We start from the raw sequence: 15,135 nt of genomic DNA on the forward strand, positions 1-15,135 counted from the left end.
TGGTAGCGGCGGGTCCATTCGGGGTCTTCCACGGTGGTGACCTTGTGCCAGAGTTCCACGGTGTCCGGGCGTGCGGCGCGTTCGGGTGCGTAGGAGTCGACGTGGTGCCAGGTGCCGTCCTGGAGGGCGACGGTGAAGATGTACGGGATGGAGTGGTCCAGGGTCTCGCGCGAAGCGGTGGGGGAGTATTTCTGGGGGTCGTTGGCGCCGGAGCCGATCACGTAGTGGGTGTGGTGGCTGGTCTTGATCAGGACGGATTCCACGTTGGCCGGATCGGCGGTTTCGGGGTGTTCCTTGTGGAGTTTGCGGGCGAGGTCGATCCAGGCCTGGGCCTGGTATTCGGCGGAGTGTTCCTTGGTGTAGGTGTCCAGGATGGCGCGCTTGGGCTCCCCGGCTTCGGGCAGCGGGACCTCGTAGGAGGCGTCCGGGCCGTCCAGCATCCAGGCGATGACGCCGTCTTCGCCTTCGTAGATGGGCACGGGGGAGGTCTGGCCGCGCATGGCCCGGTCGGCTGCTTCGACGGCCATTTTGCCGGCGAACGCGGGGGCGTGGGCCTTCCAGGTGGAGATTTCGCCCTTGCGGGACTGCCGCGTGGCGGTGGTGGTGTGCAGGGCCTGGCCGACGGACTGGAAGATCGTTTCGACGTCCAGGCCCAGGAGGGTGCCGATCCCGGCGGCGGCGGAGGGGCCGAGGTGGGCCACGTGGTCGATCTTGTGCTGGTGCAGGCAGATGGCCTTGACCAGGTTCACCTGGATCTCATAACCGGTGGCGATACCGCGGATCAGGTCCTTGCCGCCGGCACCGGTGTGCTGGGCAACGGCGAGGATCGGGGGAATGTTGTCTCCCGGGTGGGAGTAGTCCGCGGCCAGGAAGGTGTCGTGGTAGTCGAGTTCACGCACGGCGACGCCGTTGGCCCAGGCTGCCCATTCGGGGGAGACCTTGTCGCTGATTCCGAAGACGGAGGAGCCTTTGCCGTTGGTGGTCGGGGCGTGGGTCAGGGCCTGGGCCCGGGCGGCGATGATCGGGGCCCGGTTCAATGACGCGACGGCAACGGAGGCATTGTCGATGATCCGGTTGATGATCATCTCCGTGACCTCGGGGGTCACCTCGACGGGGTCGGCGGCAACCGTGGCGATCTTATGCGCCAGCTGCTCTTCGCGGGCAAGGTTCTCTTCGCTCTTGCAGACGCGGACGTGGTTGTTCTTCACCATGGTGCTCCTTCAGTGAGGTGTGTGGGTGGCTTTGACGTGGGAAAGACTGCGGTGCAGATGGAGGGTGGTGGCGGCTTCGGCGAGCCTGGGGTTGCCTGCCGCGATGGCTTCGGCGATCGCGGCGTGCTCGGCCGCGGCAGCATGGAGGCGTTCGGCGTCGTCGGCAGCGAGGCGGCGGACCCGCACCAGGTGGACGCGCAGGCTGCGCATGGCCTGGGCGAGGTAGGAATTGGAGATGGCTTCGTCGATCGCTTCGTCGAGCCTTCCCACCAAGGCGTAGTAGTCGTGCCGGGCGGGATCGCTGTCGTTGAGCAACTCCGGAGCCCGGAGGAGTTCGGCGTGGAGTTGGGCGAACACCGGGCGTTCGCCGCGTTCCGCGGCGAGGGCGGCGGCTTTGCCTTCCAGGGTTTCGCGCAGCTCGAACAGTTCGTCAATGTCGTCGAGGGAGATGTCGGTGACGACGACGCCGCGGCCGCCTGCCGCCGTCGTCAGCCCTTCCGCGTTGAGCCGGCTCAGCGCCTCCCGGACGGGCGTGCGGGACACGCCCAGGCGTTCGGATTGTTCCACTTCCGCGAGGACGGTGCCGGGGGCGAGCCGCCACTCAATGATGTCTTCACGCAGGGCCGCATAGGCTCTGTCGCTGGCACGCATGGGCCCTCCTTCGCTGGGCGGATGTCCTCAGTGTATACATAAACTGCGATCAAGCCTAGCTTTACTTGATTAATAGGCTAAATGTTCGATCTGTGTATACATCGCGCTCATTGCACGCCCTGCGGGTGGGGGGCTAGCTCCGGTTCCAGCGGTACTCATTTTCGGGTCGTCCTGGAGTGCCGTAGCGCGGATTCCTGGTCACCAACCCGGCGTCGGCCAAGTACTCGAGGTAGCGGCGCACAGTGACCCGGGACATACCAAGGGCTTCTGTTGCCTCACTGGCGGAGACGGCGCGGCCGAGGCCCGCCAGAAGGTCTTTGACGGAGTCCAGGCTGTGGGCGGAAAGACCTTTGGGCAATGGGAGCTCGGTGGGTGCGCGGAGGCTCGCGAACGCCTGGTCAACATCGCTTTGCGACGCTCCACTGGCACGCGCACCCGACGCCGGCGCCGCAAGTTGCTCGCGGAACGTGCGGTAGCTGGCGAGCTTGTCCGCAAACGTTGCGAAGGTGAACGGCTTGATCAGGTATTGCACCACGCCGATCGACACGGCGCTGCGGACAATGTTCACTTCCCGGACGGCGGTGATGGCGATGATGTCGGCAAGCAGCCCCGAAGCGCGCATCCGGCGCGCAACATCCAGTCCGTGGAGGTCCGGTAGGTTCATGTCGAGTAGCACAAGATCCACCGGCTGTCCGGCGGCGGCGAAATCGTTGAGTAGCCGCAGTGCCGATTGCCCGTCCAGGGCTGTTCCAACGACCGTGAAGCCGTCAATTCGGCCGACGTAGACGCCATGGGCATCGGCGGCGATGGGTTCGTCCTCGACAACGAGGACGCGGATATCGGTCATTCGGCTTCTTTCCTGGAGTCCGGCGCGGGGAGCACCACACGGAACAACGCACCGCCCAATGCGCTGGTGGATTCGCTGATGGACAGCGTACCGCCCAGCCGCTGCACCGCTTGCCGCACCAGGGCCAGGCCAACGCCGCGGGAAGGAGCTCCCGGTCCCGCGCTTTGTCCAATTCCGGCTGCTTTGGTGCTGTATCCGTACTGCCAGACGTCGTCCACGATGCCAGGATCGATGCCGTGGCCGGAATCGACAACCGTGAACGTGGTTCCTCCAGGTCCGGACTCGATGCCCAGTTCCACTTTCCGCGGCGGGGGAGCAGCGGCCGCGGCATCGAGCGCGTTGTCCAACAGATTGCCCAAGATCGTCACCAAGTCTTGGACGGCCAAGCCCTGAAGGCCGTCCCCGCCGGACACCGTGACCGTGAGCTCGGCTCCGCGTTCGTGTGCCTCGGCAGACTTCCCCATGATGAGTGCACTCAGGACAGGTTCGTCCACTGATGCCACCAGATGGTCGGTCAACTGTTGGCTTAGCTCGAGATCCTTGGTAGCAAAGTCCAAGGCGTCAGTGGTGCGCCCGAGCTCCATCAGGGAAACGATCGTGTGCAACCGGTTGGCGTGTTCATGGGTCTGGGCCCGCAAGGCGTCGGACAAGGTCTTCATGGTCTCCAGTTCACTGCCCAAGGACTCGATTTCCGTGCGGTCCCGGAGCGTGGCTACGGTACCGAACACCGCAGGGCGCTGCCGGCCCCTCATGCTCGGCGGCCCCACCGCTGGCGCCTGGTTGACCACCAGGATTCGTGAGCCAGTGAGGTGGATTTCGTCGTGCGCCGTGCGGCCGGATTCGAAGAGACCGTGGAGGCTGGCATCCAGGGGCAGATCGGAAAGCCGAGGGGCGGCCCCCGCGGCGGGATCGACGTCGGACCGTTCCAGTCCCAGCAGCTCCGCGGCCTGGTCGTTGTACATGACCACCCTGCCGCCCGTGTCGATCAGCACTACACCTTCGCGGACCGAATGCAGAACGGACTCGTAGTACGCGAACAGCTGTGCCAATTGCTCGGGTCCCCAACCTCGCGTGACCGAACGCAGGTAGCGGCCCAGCAACCAGGAGGCCAGGGAGCCCCCTCCGAGCATGGCGAGGGAGATGGCGATGATTGCCGTGAGTCGCGCTGAGACGGCGATGTCCACCGTTCGCACCGTGACACCTGCGGCCACGAGGGCCCGGACTGTTCCGGATGAATCCTCCACGGGGACGATGGTGCGTACCGACGGGCCGAGGGTGCCGGCGGTGACTTCGGTGAAGGTTTGGCCGTGCAATGCCGGGTCAATGGTGCCGATGTAGGGTTTGCCGATTTCGTCGGGGTTCGCGTGGGTCCAGCGGGTCCGATCCGGCGCCATGATGGTGATGAAGTCGGCATGGGCATTGGCCATCACCAGCAGGGCGTATGGCTGCAGGGTAGCGGACGGGTTCGGAGTGCCGGCGGCTTGAAGCACGAGGGGATTGGCTGCAATCGCGGCGGCCACGGCCTGCATACGCTGCCCGGCGTCGTTGTAGGCACGGTCCCTGGCGTCCACGAATGCCGCCGTCCCAACGATCGCGGTGAGCGCAAGGACAAACAGAAGGTTTGCCACAAAGAGCCGCCGGGCAATGCTCCAGCGTCGGATCACGCGCCCCTCCTTTTGACTAGTCCTGCGACCAATATGAACGCAACAGTGATACATGTCACTCTGCCCCTAATGATGGATATCACAGCAGAGCGACGCAGGGACATTGCAGGAACCACGGCGCTTTCCAGAGTATCTAAAAGGAGCAAAGCCATGACCTCTCAAAGAGGAGAGATTGCACCCGCGAAGGCCGGGCGCAAAGGGCTGGACAAGTCGCATTACCTCTACATCGCCGTGATCGCCGCAGTTGTGCTGGGCGCCATCGTCGGCCTGCTTTTCCCCGAAGTCGGTAAGTCCCTCAAGCCCTTGGGTGACGGATTCATCAAGCTCATCAAGATGATGATCGCCCCGGTCATCTTCTGCACCATCGTCTTGGGGATCGGATCGATTGCCAAGGCGGCTACCGTTGGCAAGGTCGGCGGGCTTGCCTTGATCTACTTCTTGGTCATGTCTACCTTCGCGCTCGCCATCGGTTTGGTAGTGGGCAATATCATCCATCCGGGCGAGGGCCTGAAGTTGATCCCCTACGACCCCAACGCGAAAGCTGCCACGAACAGCACCGCTGACTTCCTGCTGGGCATCATCCCCGGCGACATCCCCGTCCTGCCGACGCTCCTGGCCGCCATCCTGGTGGGCTTCGCGTTGCAGCGCATGGGTTCTCAGGGCCAGCCGGTACTCAAGGCCATCCAGCATGGACAGGCCCTCGTCTTCCGCATCCTCATCATGATCATGTGGTTGGCACCCGTCGGCGCCTTCGGTGCAATCGCCGCCGTGGTTGGCGCCACCGGAGTGAAGGCTATCTTCGGCATGGTCACCCTGATGGTCGCGTTCTACATCACGTGTGCGTTGTTCATCGTCGTTGTGCTCGGCACCCTGCTCCGGGTTGTGGCAGGCGTCAGCATTTTCCAGTTGATGAAGTACCTCGCCCGTGAGTACCTGCTCATCTTCTCCACGTCCTCCTCCGAAGCGGCGCTGCCAAGGCTCATCGCCAAGATGGAACACCTAGGTGTTTCCAAGCCGGTTGTCGGTGTCACGGTGCCCACGGGTTACTCCTTCAACCTGGATGGAACCGCGATCTACCTGACCATGGCCTCGCTGTTCGTCGCCAACGCCATGGGAATCCCGCTGGACCTCGGCGCCCAGGTATCGCTGCTGGTCTTTATGATCATCGCGTCCAAGGGAGCGGCAGGCGTTTCCGGTGCCGGCTTGGCCACACTCGCAGCAGGCCTTCAGGCGCACCGGCCCGAACTGCTGGGTGGTGTCGGCATGATCGTGGGTATCGACCGCTTTATGTCCGAGGCCCGCGCGCTCACCAACTTCACAGGTAATGCTGTTGCCACCGTGCTAATCGGCACCTGGGTCAAGGAAATCGACCGCAGCCAGGTCACTAACGTCCTGTCCGGCGCGATCCCGTTCGACGAGCTGACCATGATCAGCAACCATGGCGAAGTCGAGGCGAAGGAGCCCGTGGCGGCATAGCGAGACGCGCAGTCTGGAAGCATCAACGCAGGCAAGGCAGGCCCCTCCAGCGGGACCTGCCTTGCCTGCGTTCTGGTGGGGCGGGAGGCCAACCTTATACCTCAGCTAGAAGGTAAAGGCTCAAATTGCGGACAATGTCAAGTTCCGAAGAATGCCGTGTCGGGCGCTGTAGCCTAGGTGGGGAGCAGTGCTTCGCTGGAGACAGCCGCAGGAAATGACCGTCGTGGAGAGAGTGGATAAATACGTGAGCAGCGAACGGGGAGCAACTACGCTGGAGGGCACGGATTTCGATCTGGAAGACGCTGTCATGGGGCCAACGGGCCGCCCGTACCGCGACTTCCCCGAGCCCGCGCCACTGGCCTCCCACGGTCCGGCCCGGGTCATCGCCATGGTCAACCAAAAGGGCGGCGTGGGCAAGACCACGTCAACCATTAACCTTGCCGCTGCGCTCGCAGAGTTCGGCCGGCGCGTCCTGCTCGTTGACTTCGATCCGCAGGGAGCTCTTTCCGCGGGCCTCGGCGCGAACCCCCACGAGCTTGACCTCACCGTTTATAACGTCCTGATGGACCGCAAAGTGGACATCCGCGACGCCATCCAGCAGACCGGCGTCGAAGGCATCGATCTCCTGCCGGCAAACATCGACCTTTCCGCCGCCGAAGTCCAATTGGTCAACGAGGTGGCCCGCGAGCAAGTACTGGACCGCGCGCTCAAAAGCGTCGAGGACGACTACGACGTTGTCCTTATCGACTGCCAGCCGTCCCTGGGCCTCCTGACAGTCAATGCCCTGACGGCCGCACACGGAGTCATCATTCCGCTGATCTGCGAATTCTTTGCCCTCCGCGCCGTGGCCTTGCTCGTCGAAACGATCGAAAAGGTCCAGGACCGGCTGAACCCACGCCTGCAGGTGGACGGCGTGCTTGCCACGATGTACGACGCCCGCACCCTGCACAGCCGTGAAGTCATCTCGCGGCTCGTGGAGGCGTTCGGAGACAAAGTCTTCGAAACCGTCATCAAGCGATCCATCAAGTTCGCCGACGCCACGGTTGCCGCTGAACCCATCACCAGCTATGCCGGAAACCACATCGGTGCCGATGCCTACCGTCGTTTGGCCAAGGAACTGATCTCGCGCGGCGGCGCACCCTAGCCAGCGTGGCAGAGCCACTCGCTCCTTTGGACGGATTAGTCGCGCCCGTCCTGATCGCTCCGTTCGACCCGCCCGGTGACGCCCCGTCGTCGTCCCCTACTGCAAGCGGCGCGGACGACGGCGGTGCCTCGCCCTCCGCGCGGAAGCCCGGCTTCGAGGTCCGGCTAGCGAACTTCACCGGGCCTTTCGATCTCCTGCTCGGCTTGATTTCGAAGCACAAGCTGGACATCACCGAAGTTGCGCTCGCTACCGTCACCGACGAGTTCATCAAGTACATCCGGCGCCTGCAGGAACTGGGGGAGGACTGGGCACTGGACGAAGCCAGCGAATTTCTGGTCATCGCCGCGACCCTGCTGGACCTCAAAGCCGCGAGGCTCCTGCCAGCAGGCGAAGTCGAGGACGCTGAGGATATCGCCTTGCTGGAAGCCCGGGATCTCCTCTTCGCCAGACTCCTGCAGTACAAGGCTTTCAAGCAGGTGGCCGCTATTATGTCCGGCACCTTGGAATCCGAAGCCCGACGCTTCCCGCGGCAAGTCGCCCTGGAAGGGCATTTCGCGGCGATGCTACCCGAACTGATCTGGCGTCACACGCCCGAACAGTTCGCGGCCTTGGCGGCCAAGACCCTGGCGCCGAAGGACAAGACTCCAGAGGAAGTCGGGCTCGACCACCTCCATGGAACCCCTGTCAGTGTCAAGGAACAGGCCGAGATCATTGGGTACCGCCTGCAGCGGGGCCTGCCGCAGTCCTTCCGGGCGCTCATTGCGGACGCGGAATCCACACTGGTTGTCGTGGCCCGGTTCCTGGCGCTCTTGGAACTGTTCCGGGACCGAGTGGTGGCTTTCGAACAGCCTGGGCCTCTCGCCGAACTGACGGTGCGATGGACCGGACGCCCAGAAGGCTGGAGCAGCGACAACCTGAGAGACGAGTACGAGTCCGTCGCTGTCCCCGCTGAAACAGACACCGACAAGATCGACAAGGCAGAGGAGTCGCTGTGAGCGAGCAGGAAACTGACGGGGACGGCCTCGCCGAGCTTGAGGCCTTACCCGGTGGCGCCCGTGCGGCTCTCGAAGCCGTCCTCATGGTGATCGACGAACCGGCCACCGCCGAAGAGCTCGCTGCCGGGCTCAACGTGACGGTCGCCGTCGTCGAGGATTTGCTGGCGGGACTGCGGCAGGAGTATAGCGGCTATACTGTTAAAGCCCCGGGCAGGGACGCTGATGACTTGCATGGTGAATTGAACATTGATGCAAGCGCCAGCGCTGCACCCCGGGGTTTTGAGTTGCGGAACGTTGCCGGAGGGTGGCGAATCTATTCACGGGCGGAATTTGCCGACGTCGTGGGCAGGTTCGTTCTCGAAGGCCAGACCGCGCGGCTGACGCAGGCAGCCCTTGAAACCATGGCGGTCATCGCGTACCGCCAGCCGGTCTCCAGGGCCAGGGTGTCGGCTATCCGCGGCGTCAATGTCGATTCGGTCGTCCGGACCCTTGTCCAACGCGGTCTGATCGAGAACTCAGGTACCGATTCTGAATCGGGGGCTGTCCTTTACCGGACTACCTCGTACTTCCTGGAGCGCATGGGCATTGGCTCGGTGGCGGAACTGCCTCAATTGTCCCCACACCTTCCGGGGCTGGAGGGGATCGAGGAGTTCTTGGACGCCGAACGCATGTAATCGCGGGACACGGACAGTGCCGCAGGCATGGCGAAACAACTCAATATTGCAAGGATCTACAAAACGCCCGGCTAGTAGCGGGCAGAGTTCACACAGGGCAGATATCCTCTGCCCGGCTGGCTAATGTTGAGAAAGAACAAGCCGGCCACCATAACAAAAGGACGGGTCATGACACAGGCGGGACGCCAGGGTTCACCACGTAACAGTTCGGGACGAAACGGTTCCGGACGCAACGAGTCGCAAGACTCAGGCCGCAGCAATGCAGGCCGTAGCGGCGCTGGCCGGACAGGAGGCAGCGGCTTCGGCGCCGGCCGCGGAGGCGCAAGCCGTGCAGGCGGCGCCTCCGGAGGCAGCAAGCGCAGCTTCTCCCCGGGCGGAGACCGCCCCTTCAAGCCAACCCGTCCGCGTGAAGAGCGCCCCTTCGATCCGGACAACCCCACCACGGCGGGCGGCTACGGGCGTCGTGAAGACACTGGCCGCCAAGATCCCAGGCCGGCGAAGGCGCCCCGCAAGCCCGGTTCCAACAAGCCCGGCTTCGGTAAGGCCCCGGGCACGCCCGGCGCTTTGAAGCCCAAGGCCAGCAACAAGAAACAGTACGCTTCCCGCGCCTTCGGCAGTGAGCGCTTCGGCCAGAACCTTGGCCCGATCCGCAAGCCCCGAGGACGCCGCGGAGAAGTGGCGCAGTCCGAGCAGCACGATGCCGATGGCGTGCGACTGCAGAAGGTCATGGCCCAGGCCGGCGTGGCTTCCCGCCGCGTGTGCGAGGAAATGATCCAGGAAGGCCGCGTCGAGGTCAACGGCCAGCTCACCACCGAGCTTGGCATGCGCGTGGACCCCACGTCGGCTGTGATCCACGTCGACGGCATCCGCATCCAGCTCGATGACACCATGCTCTACATGGTGTTCAACAAGCCCAAGGGCGTTGTCTCCACGATGGAGGATCCCGAGGGCCGTCCCTGCATTAGCGACTTCCTCAAGTCCGCCAAGAACAAGGGCGAGCGTCTCTTCCACGTCGGCCGTCTTGACGTCGCCACCGAGGGCCTGCTTCTGCTGACCAACGACGGCGAACTCGCCAACCGCTTGACGCACCCTTCCTATGAGGTGCCCAAGACGTACCTGGTACAGGTACGCGGTCCGTTCCCGCAGGGCGTCGGCGCGCAGTTGAAGGCCGGCATCGAGCTCGAAGACGGCATCGCTTCTGTCGACTCCTTCAAGCTCGTGGATTCCACTCCAGGCCACGTGCTGATCGAGGTTGTGCTGCACTCCGGCAAGAACCGTATTGTCCGCCGCTTGTTCGAAGCCGTCGGTTTCCCCGTGCTGCGCCTCGTGCGCGTCAAGATCGGTCCCATCGGCCTGGGTGACCAGCGCCAGGGCAGCATCCGCAACCTCGGGAAGCAGGAAGTCGGACACCTCCTGGCCTCCGTAGGACTGTAGGGCATGTCGGCATTCCACTCGCACGGCCGGGGCCACCTTGACGGCCCGGTGGTCGTTTTCGGCACCGGCCTGCTCGGCGCCAGCATCGGTCTCGGCCTGCGTGGCCGGGGTGTCTCCGTGTTCCTTTCAGACCCCTCGCCGACCAACCAGGCCGTGGCCGTGGATATCGGTGCGGGCCGGCCTCTGTCCGAGCTCGAGGGCTCTCCCCAGCTGGTGGTTGTTGCCGCGCCGCCGGACGTAACGGCCGACGTCGTTCAGCGTGCCCTGGGTGAATACCCAGAGGCCGTTGTAGTGGATATTGCCAGCGTCAAGCTGGCAATCCAGGCTGATCTCCGGGGTCGTGGAGTGGACATGTCCCGTTACGTCGGGACACACCCGATGGCGGGGCGCGAGAAGTCGGGGCCAGTTGCGGCCCGTGGCGAGCTCTTCACGTCCATGCCCTGGGTCCTGTGTCCGTCCGAGGAGACCAGCGCCGACGCGCTTCAGACCGCACGTTCCCTCGCCGGTGATCTAGGGGCAATAGTCTCCCAATTTACGGCGGAGGAGCACGATGAAGCCGTTGCTTTGGTATCGCATTTGCCGCAGGTGATGTCGTCGCTTCTCGCCAGCCGTCTGCAGGGAACGCCGCTTCACGCGCTGTCCCTGGCCGGCAACGGGCTGCGGGACACCACCAGGATTGCTGCCAGCGATCCCACCCTCTGGGTGCAGATCCTAGGCAACAACGCGGCCAAGATGGTGGACATCCTCCATGGGGTCCGCGAGGACCTCAACCGTTTGATCGGTACCTTGGAAGATCCCAGCGCCCCGGGTGCCCGCCTGGACCTTGCCCAGCTCATCAGCGAGGGCAACGCCGGGCAGGCCAGGATCCCGGGCAAGCATGGCGGACCCCCGCAGGCATATTCATGGCTTACAGTTCTGGTAGACGACAGGCCCGGGCAGATCGCTAGGCTACTGACGGAGATCGGTGAGATCGGCGTCAATGTCGAAGACCTCCGCCTGGATCACTCGTCCGGGCAGAACGTTGGCATGGTGGAACTTTCCGTTATGCCCAACAAGCATGACCTCCTTGTTGAAGCCTTGACCGACCGTGGATGGCGGGTACTCCAGTAATGACACGTGACCTCTTCGGCCCGGAGACCGTAGTACGCCCGGGCAAGCCACTCGTGGTCGCCATCGACGGGCCGTCCGGCTCCGGCAAATCCAGCGTCAGCAAGGAAGTTGCCCGACGCTTGAAACTCGCCTATCTGGACACGGGCGCGATGTACCGTGCGTTGACCTGGTATTGCCTCAAGACCGGCATCGACCTCACGGACGGTGCCGCCGTCGAGCAAGCCTCAAAGGACCTGCCGCTGGAACTTAGCACCAGTTCCAACGCCGAATACGTGAGCGTGGCCGGCGTGGACATCACGGAGGAAATCCGCGAGCCCAGGATTTCGTCGTCCGTTAGTGCAGTGGCCACCACCTTGGGTGCTCGCAACGAACTGATTCGTCGCCAGCGCCAGCTGATCGAACAGCACCACCGCCGCATGGTGGTGGAAGGCCGGGACATCACCACCGTCGTCGCGCCCAATGCGGAGGTCCGCATGCTGCTGACCGCCAGCGAGGAAGCCCGGCTGCGGCGCCGCGGCCTCCAGCTCGGCGGAACGCAGAGCAAAGAGCAATTGGCGGCCCAAGTGATCCACCGCGACGCCAAGGACTCAACTGTGGTGAACTTCACCCAAGCGGCCGACGGCGTCGTCACTCTGGATTCCTCTTATCTTGACTTCGAGGAAACGGTCGAAACGGCCCTGAGCATTGTGGGCAAGGTCATCTACGGTGACTGAAACCCGACTCCCGGCACGGTGGACCAAAATCTGGAGCCGGCCAGTTGGCTGGCTGTTGGACCATGTCCTGTACCGGACTGCGGTAACCGGGCGCTCCAACGTTCCTAAGTCGGGTCCGGTCATTTTCGCGGGCAACCACATCAGCTTCCTGGATGGGCCGGTGATGTTCGGCGCTGCTCCGCGGCCCATGCACATCCTGGTCAAGAAGGAGATGTTCAAGGGATTCCTGGGGCGGGTGCTTCGTGCATCGGGGCAGATTTCCGTCGACCGTTCCGGCGACCGTGCGGCGCTCCAGCTCGGAAAGCAAGTGCTCGACGCCGGCCGTTGCGTCGGGATTCTCCCTGAAGGAACGCGGGGGAGCGGCACAGCCGGCACCATCAGTAACGGAGTAGCGTGGCTCGCGCTGATGTCCGGAGCCACGGTCATTCCCGTGGCAATCCTCGGAACCCGGATCGGAGACGAACACCGCGACTCCATCCCGAGGCTGCGCCGCCGTCTGCACGTCAGTTTCGGGGCTCCCTTCAATGTGACCCGCAGAAATGGCGAGTCGGGGCGTGTTTCAATGGACAGGGCGGCTGCGGAGATCCGCGCTGCGCTGGCTGGACACGTCCAGGATGCCGTCAAGACCACCGGTCAGTCCCTTCCGGGGGACTAATACACCGGCCCACAGCCAATGCAGCACCGCCAAGAAGAAGTAGCCGGGACGCCGGCAGATCACCACTAAGGAAAGTGCAATGAGCGATACGACTCAAAAATCCGGCAACATCGGAGCCGGCGACGACGAATACACGCCCACCGGCACCGACCAGGTGGCTGAAAACCTCGCCGCCCTGGACGACGATGAAGCCGAACTCCGCGCGGCCTCCCTCCGGGCAGGCCTGGAAGACTACGATCTCGACGAGGACGACGCCGCCCTGCTGAGCGGGCTCTACGACGATGAAGGCGAAGACGGTCCGCTCAAGCTGGACCCGGTGCTGGCCATCATTGGTCGACCCAACGTCGGCAAGTCCACACTGGTGAACCGAATCCTCGGACGCCGCGAGGCCGTCGTCGAGGACACCCCGGGCGTTACCCGTGACCGTGTCATGTACTCGGCACACTGGAACGGCCGCAACTTCACGCTGGTGGACACCGGCGGCTGGGAGCACGACGCCAGGGGCATTCACGCCCGTGTCGCAGAGCAGGCCGAGATGGCCGTGGAACTCGCTGACGCCGTGCTCTTCGTGGTGGACTCCGCCGTCGGCGCCACTGCCACGGACGAAGGCGTCATGAAGATGCTGCGCAGGTCCAAGAAGCCGGTCATCATGGTGGCCAACAAGGTGGATGACTTTGCGCAGGAAGCCGACTCGGCTGCGCTCTGGGGCCTTGGCTTCGGCGAACCGTACCCGGTGTCCGCCCTGCACGGCCGTGGCGTTGCCGACCTCCTGGACCACGTCATGGACACCCTGCCCGAGTTTTCCACGGTAGAAGGTGTTGAGCGCTCCGGCGGCCCCCGCCGCATTGCCCTCATCGGGCGTCCGAACGTCGGCAAGTCCTCCTTGCTGAACAAGCTGGCGGGCTCTGAGCGCGTTGTGGTGGATACTCTCGCCGGGACCACCCGCGACCCCGTGGACGAGTTCATCGAACTCGGTGGCCGTACGTGGCGCTTCGTGGACACCGCAGGCATCCGCCGACGCCAGCACATGGCCCAGGGCGCAGACTTCTACGCCTCCCTGCGTACGCAGGCCGCGCTCGAAAAAGCGGAGGTCGCCGTCGTGCTCCTCGCCGTCGACGAGGTCCTGAGTGAGCAGGACGTCCGCATCCTGCAGCTCGCCATTGAGTCGGGACGCGCGCTGGTGCTCGCGTTTAACAAGTGGGATCTGCTCGACGACGAACGTCGCCGGTACCTTGAACGTGAAATCGAGCAGGACCTGGCCCACGTGGAGTGGGCGCCGCGCGTCAACATCTCCGCCAAAACCGGTTGGCACAAGGACCGTCTGGTGCCCGCTCTGGATCTTGCTTTGGAGAGCTGGGACAAGCGCATCCCCACGGGACGCCTCAACGCGTTCCTGGGCGAGCTCGTGGCTGCCCACCCGCACCCGGTCCGCGGCGGCAAGCAGCCCCGCATCCTGTTCGGCACCCAGGCATCCAGCCGTCCGCCGAAGTTCGTGCTGTTCACTACGGGCTTCCTGGACCCCGGATACCGCCGATTCATCACTCGCCGCCTGCGCGAGACCTTTGGCTTCGATGGCACCCCTATCGAGGTCAACATGCGCGTCCGTGAAAAGCGCGGCAAGAAGCGCTAATTGAGACGCGCATCACACTCGATGCCAGCCAAGGTGTCATTGAGAACCTCGAACATCGTGTAAGCTTTTTGAGGTGGTTCGGCCGGACTGCTTAGGTGAAAATCTAGGCGGAGAACGGCAGAACTGACGGGCTGTAGCGCAGCTTGGTAGCGCACTTGACTGGGGGTCAAGGGGTCGCAGGTTCAAATCCTGTCAGCCCGACCGCAAGGTATCGATAACGAAGTCCCGGGAACCTAAGGGTTCCCGGGACTTCTGCGTTTAAGGGGGCCCGACCGCGCCGTCCTGACCTTGTTTGAAGGGCCAGAGCTTTGAAACGACGTGACTCGCCGTGTCGTGAGCGACTTCCCAACCAAAGAACGTCAGGACCGTGCATGCATCGGGCCGCACGCGATTCTGCTGGATCATCTGCTTTGGCAAGTCCCGGCACACCGGAATCACGCGGTGAGCGCCGTCGGGGAGCGGAATGATCCAGCAGAATCGACGTCGTCTGAGGAAGAAACACTCACTTCCAGAGCCAGCGCCAGAGCCAGAGCCAGAGCCAGAGACACCTAATTTGCACCCCCAACTGCACCTATTGGGCAATTCCGAGGGGATATGACGGCAGGCTGTTAGTTGCACCTGGTATATCGGAGGTTGAGTAAGCGTAGGGTATGGCCGGCACAGACGGCGATGGTCTTGTCGGCCGTCATTCCTGGCTATTAGGTGCTCATGCCGTCTTCATCGTTTTGTTGGAGGCTTGTGCGGAGGTTTGGTAGATCCTTCGATGCCAGGAAGTTGGCTCCCTTCATGTTGTTCGCCCATGCTGCTCCGTCGACGCTCTGATCTTTCCAGACACGGTCATCGGGTTCGCTGTGACTCACGTTCACGTGTTCAGGGATGCCACAGTGCCGTATTCACGCCTCGCATTGTTTCTCATCCAAATTGGAACCGT

Annotated in this window: 11 protein-coding genes, 1 tRNA gene and 2 pseudogenes; 10 read left to right on the top strand and 4 right to left on the bottom strand. The window is 63.7% G+C overall.

Translation table 11 applies throughout. From position 1 onward, the window contains the following. From HNP00_RS10855 to HNP00_RS10870, 4 genes and pseudogenes are all read right to left on the bottom strand, one after another. Nucleotides 1-1,211, bottom strand: a 1,211-nt coding sequence (locus HNP00_RS10855) for an MmgE/PrpD family protein (protein WP_184738899.1), incomplete at its 3' end; no start/stop codon positions are given. Continuing rightward, a pseudogene (locus HNP00_RS10860) lies at nt 1,207-1,862 on the bottom strand (GntR family transcriptional regulator); the annotation flags it as partial. The pseudogene HNP00_RS10860 and the gene HNP00_RS10855, both read right to left, overlap by 5 nt. Before the next feature lie 133 nt (nt 1,863-1,995). After that, nucleotides 1,996-2,709, bottom strand: a complete 714-nt coding sequence (locus HNP00_RS10865) for a response regulator (protein WP_184738904.1) — start codon at nt 2,707-2,709, stop codon at nt 1,996-1,998. Continuing rightward, the gene (locus HNP00_RS10870; RefSeq protein WP_184738906.1) at nt 2,706-4,373 is read right to left on the bottom strand and encodes an ATP-binding protein; all 1,668 of its coding nucleotides are present in this window, start codon (nt 4,371-4,373) and stop codon (nt 2,706-2,708) included. Before HNP00_RS10870 ends, HNP00_RS10865 begins: the two co-directional genes overlap by 4 nt. A gap of 150 nt (nt 4,374-4,523) precedes the next feature. Here HNP00_RS10870 and HNP00_RS10875 point away from each other — a divergent pair, with 150 nt between their 5' ends. The 10 genes and pseudogenes from HNP00_RS10875 (at nt 4,524) to HNP00_RS10920 (ending at nt 14,405) form a co-directional block, all read left to right on the top strand. Further along, a complete protein-coding gene (locus tag HNP00_RS10875) occupies nt 4,524-5,849 on the top strand; it encodes a cation:dicarboxylate symporter family transporter (RefSeq protein ID WP_184738908.1) in 1,326 nt (441 codons plus the stop codon). A gap of 244 nt (nt 5,850-6,093) precedes the next feature. Continuing rightward, on the top strand, nt 6,094-6,993 hold the full coding sequence (locus HNP00_RS10880) for a ParA family protein (protein ID WP_184738910.1): 900 nt from the start codon (nt 6,094-6,096) through the stop codon (nt 6,991-6,993). Nucleotides 6,994-7,043: 50 nt separating this feature from the next. After that, nucleotides 7,044-7,988: a ScpA family protein gene (locus tag HNP00_RS10885; protein WP_221451429.1), complete on the top strand. Its 945-nt coding sequence runs from the start codon at nt 7,044-7,046 to the stop codon at nt 7,986-7,988. Beyond that, nucleotides 7,985-8,662: an SMC-Scp complex subunit ScpB gene (locus HNP00_RS10890; RefSeq protein ID WP_184738912.1), complete on the top strand. Its 678-nt coding sequence runs from the start codon at nt 7,985-7,987 to the stop codon at nt 8,660-8,662. Before HNP00_RS10885 ends, HNP00_RS10890 begins: the two co-directional genes overlap by 4 nt. Nucleotides 8,663-8,830: 168 nt before the next feature. Beyond that, nucleotides 8,831-10,096, top strand: a complete 1,266-nt coding sequence (locus HNP00_RS10895; protein WP_184738914.1) for a pseudouridine synthase — start codon at nt 8,831-8,833, stop codon at nt 10,094-10,096. 3 nt (nt 10,097-10,099) lie between these two features. Next, the gene (locus tag HNP00_RS10900) at nt 10,100-11,206 is read left to right on the top strand and encodes a prephenate dehydrogenase (RefSeq protein ID WP_184738916.1); all 1,107 of its coding nucleotides are present in this window, start codon (nt 10,100-10,102) and stop codon (nt 11,204-11,206) included. Beyond that, nucleotides 11,206-11,919, top strand: coding sequence for a (d)CMP kinase (gene cmk, locus HNP00_RS10905; RefSeq protein WP_184738918.1), 714 nt, complete (start codon nt 11,206-11,208; stop codon nt 11,917-11,919). The genes HNP00_RS10900 and cmk overlap by 1 nt, the downstream gene beginning before the upstream one ends. A gap of 28 nt (nt 11,920-11,947) precedes the next feature. After that, nucleotides 11,948-12,643, top strand: a pseudogene (locus tag HNP00_RS10910) (lysophospholipid acyltransferase family protein). Between the two features lie 10 nt (nt 12,644-12,653). Continuing rightward, nucleotides 12,654-14,204 (top strand): ribosome biogenesis GTPase Der, encoded by a 1,551-nt coding sequence (der, locus tag HNP00_RS10915; RefSeq protein WP_184738923.1) that lies wholly within the window; start codon nt 12,654-12,656, stop codon nt 14,202-14,204. Between the two features lie 127 nt (nt 14,205-14,331). Then, nucleotides 14,332-14,405, top strand: a tRNA-Pro gene (locus HNP00_RS10920). The last annotated feature ends 730 nt before the right edge of the window (nt 14,406-15,135 follow it).

It is taken from the genome of Arthrobacter sp. AZCC_0090, from assembly GCF_014207375.1.
In the GTDB taxonomy this organism is placed as follows: Bacteria; Actinomycetota; Actinomycetes; order Actinomycetales; family Micrococcaceae; genus Arthrobacter.

Excerpts from the sequence above, each read along its gene's own strand:
- cmk (WP_184738918.1), top strand. The coding sequence starts at position 11,206 with ATGACACGTGACCTCTTCGGCCCGGAGACCGTAGTACGCCCGGGCAAG.
- HNP00_RS10865 (WP_184738904.1), bottom strand. The coding sequence starts at position 2,709 with ATGACCGATATCCGCGTCCTCGTTGTCGAGGACGAACCCATCGCCGCC.
- HNP00_RS10900 (WP_184738916.1), top strand. The coding sequence starts at position 10,100 with ATGTCGGCATTCCACTCGCACGGCCGGGGCCACCTTGACGGCCCGGTG.
- HNP00_RS10875 (WP_184738908.1), top strand. The coding sequence starts at position 4,524 with ATGACCTCTCAAAGAGGAGAGATTGCACCCGCGAAGGCCGGGCGCAAA.
- der (WP_184738923.1), top strand. The coding sequence starts at position 12,654 with ATGAGCGATACGACTCAAAAATCCGGCAACATCGGAGCCGGCGACGAC.
- HNP00_RS10895 (WP_184738914.1), top strand. The coding sequence starts at position 8,831 with ATGACACAGGCGGGACGCCAGGGTTCACCACGTAACAGTTCGGGACGA.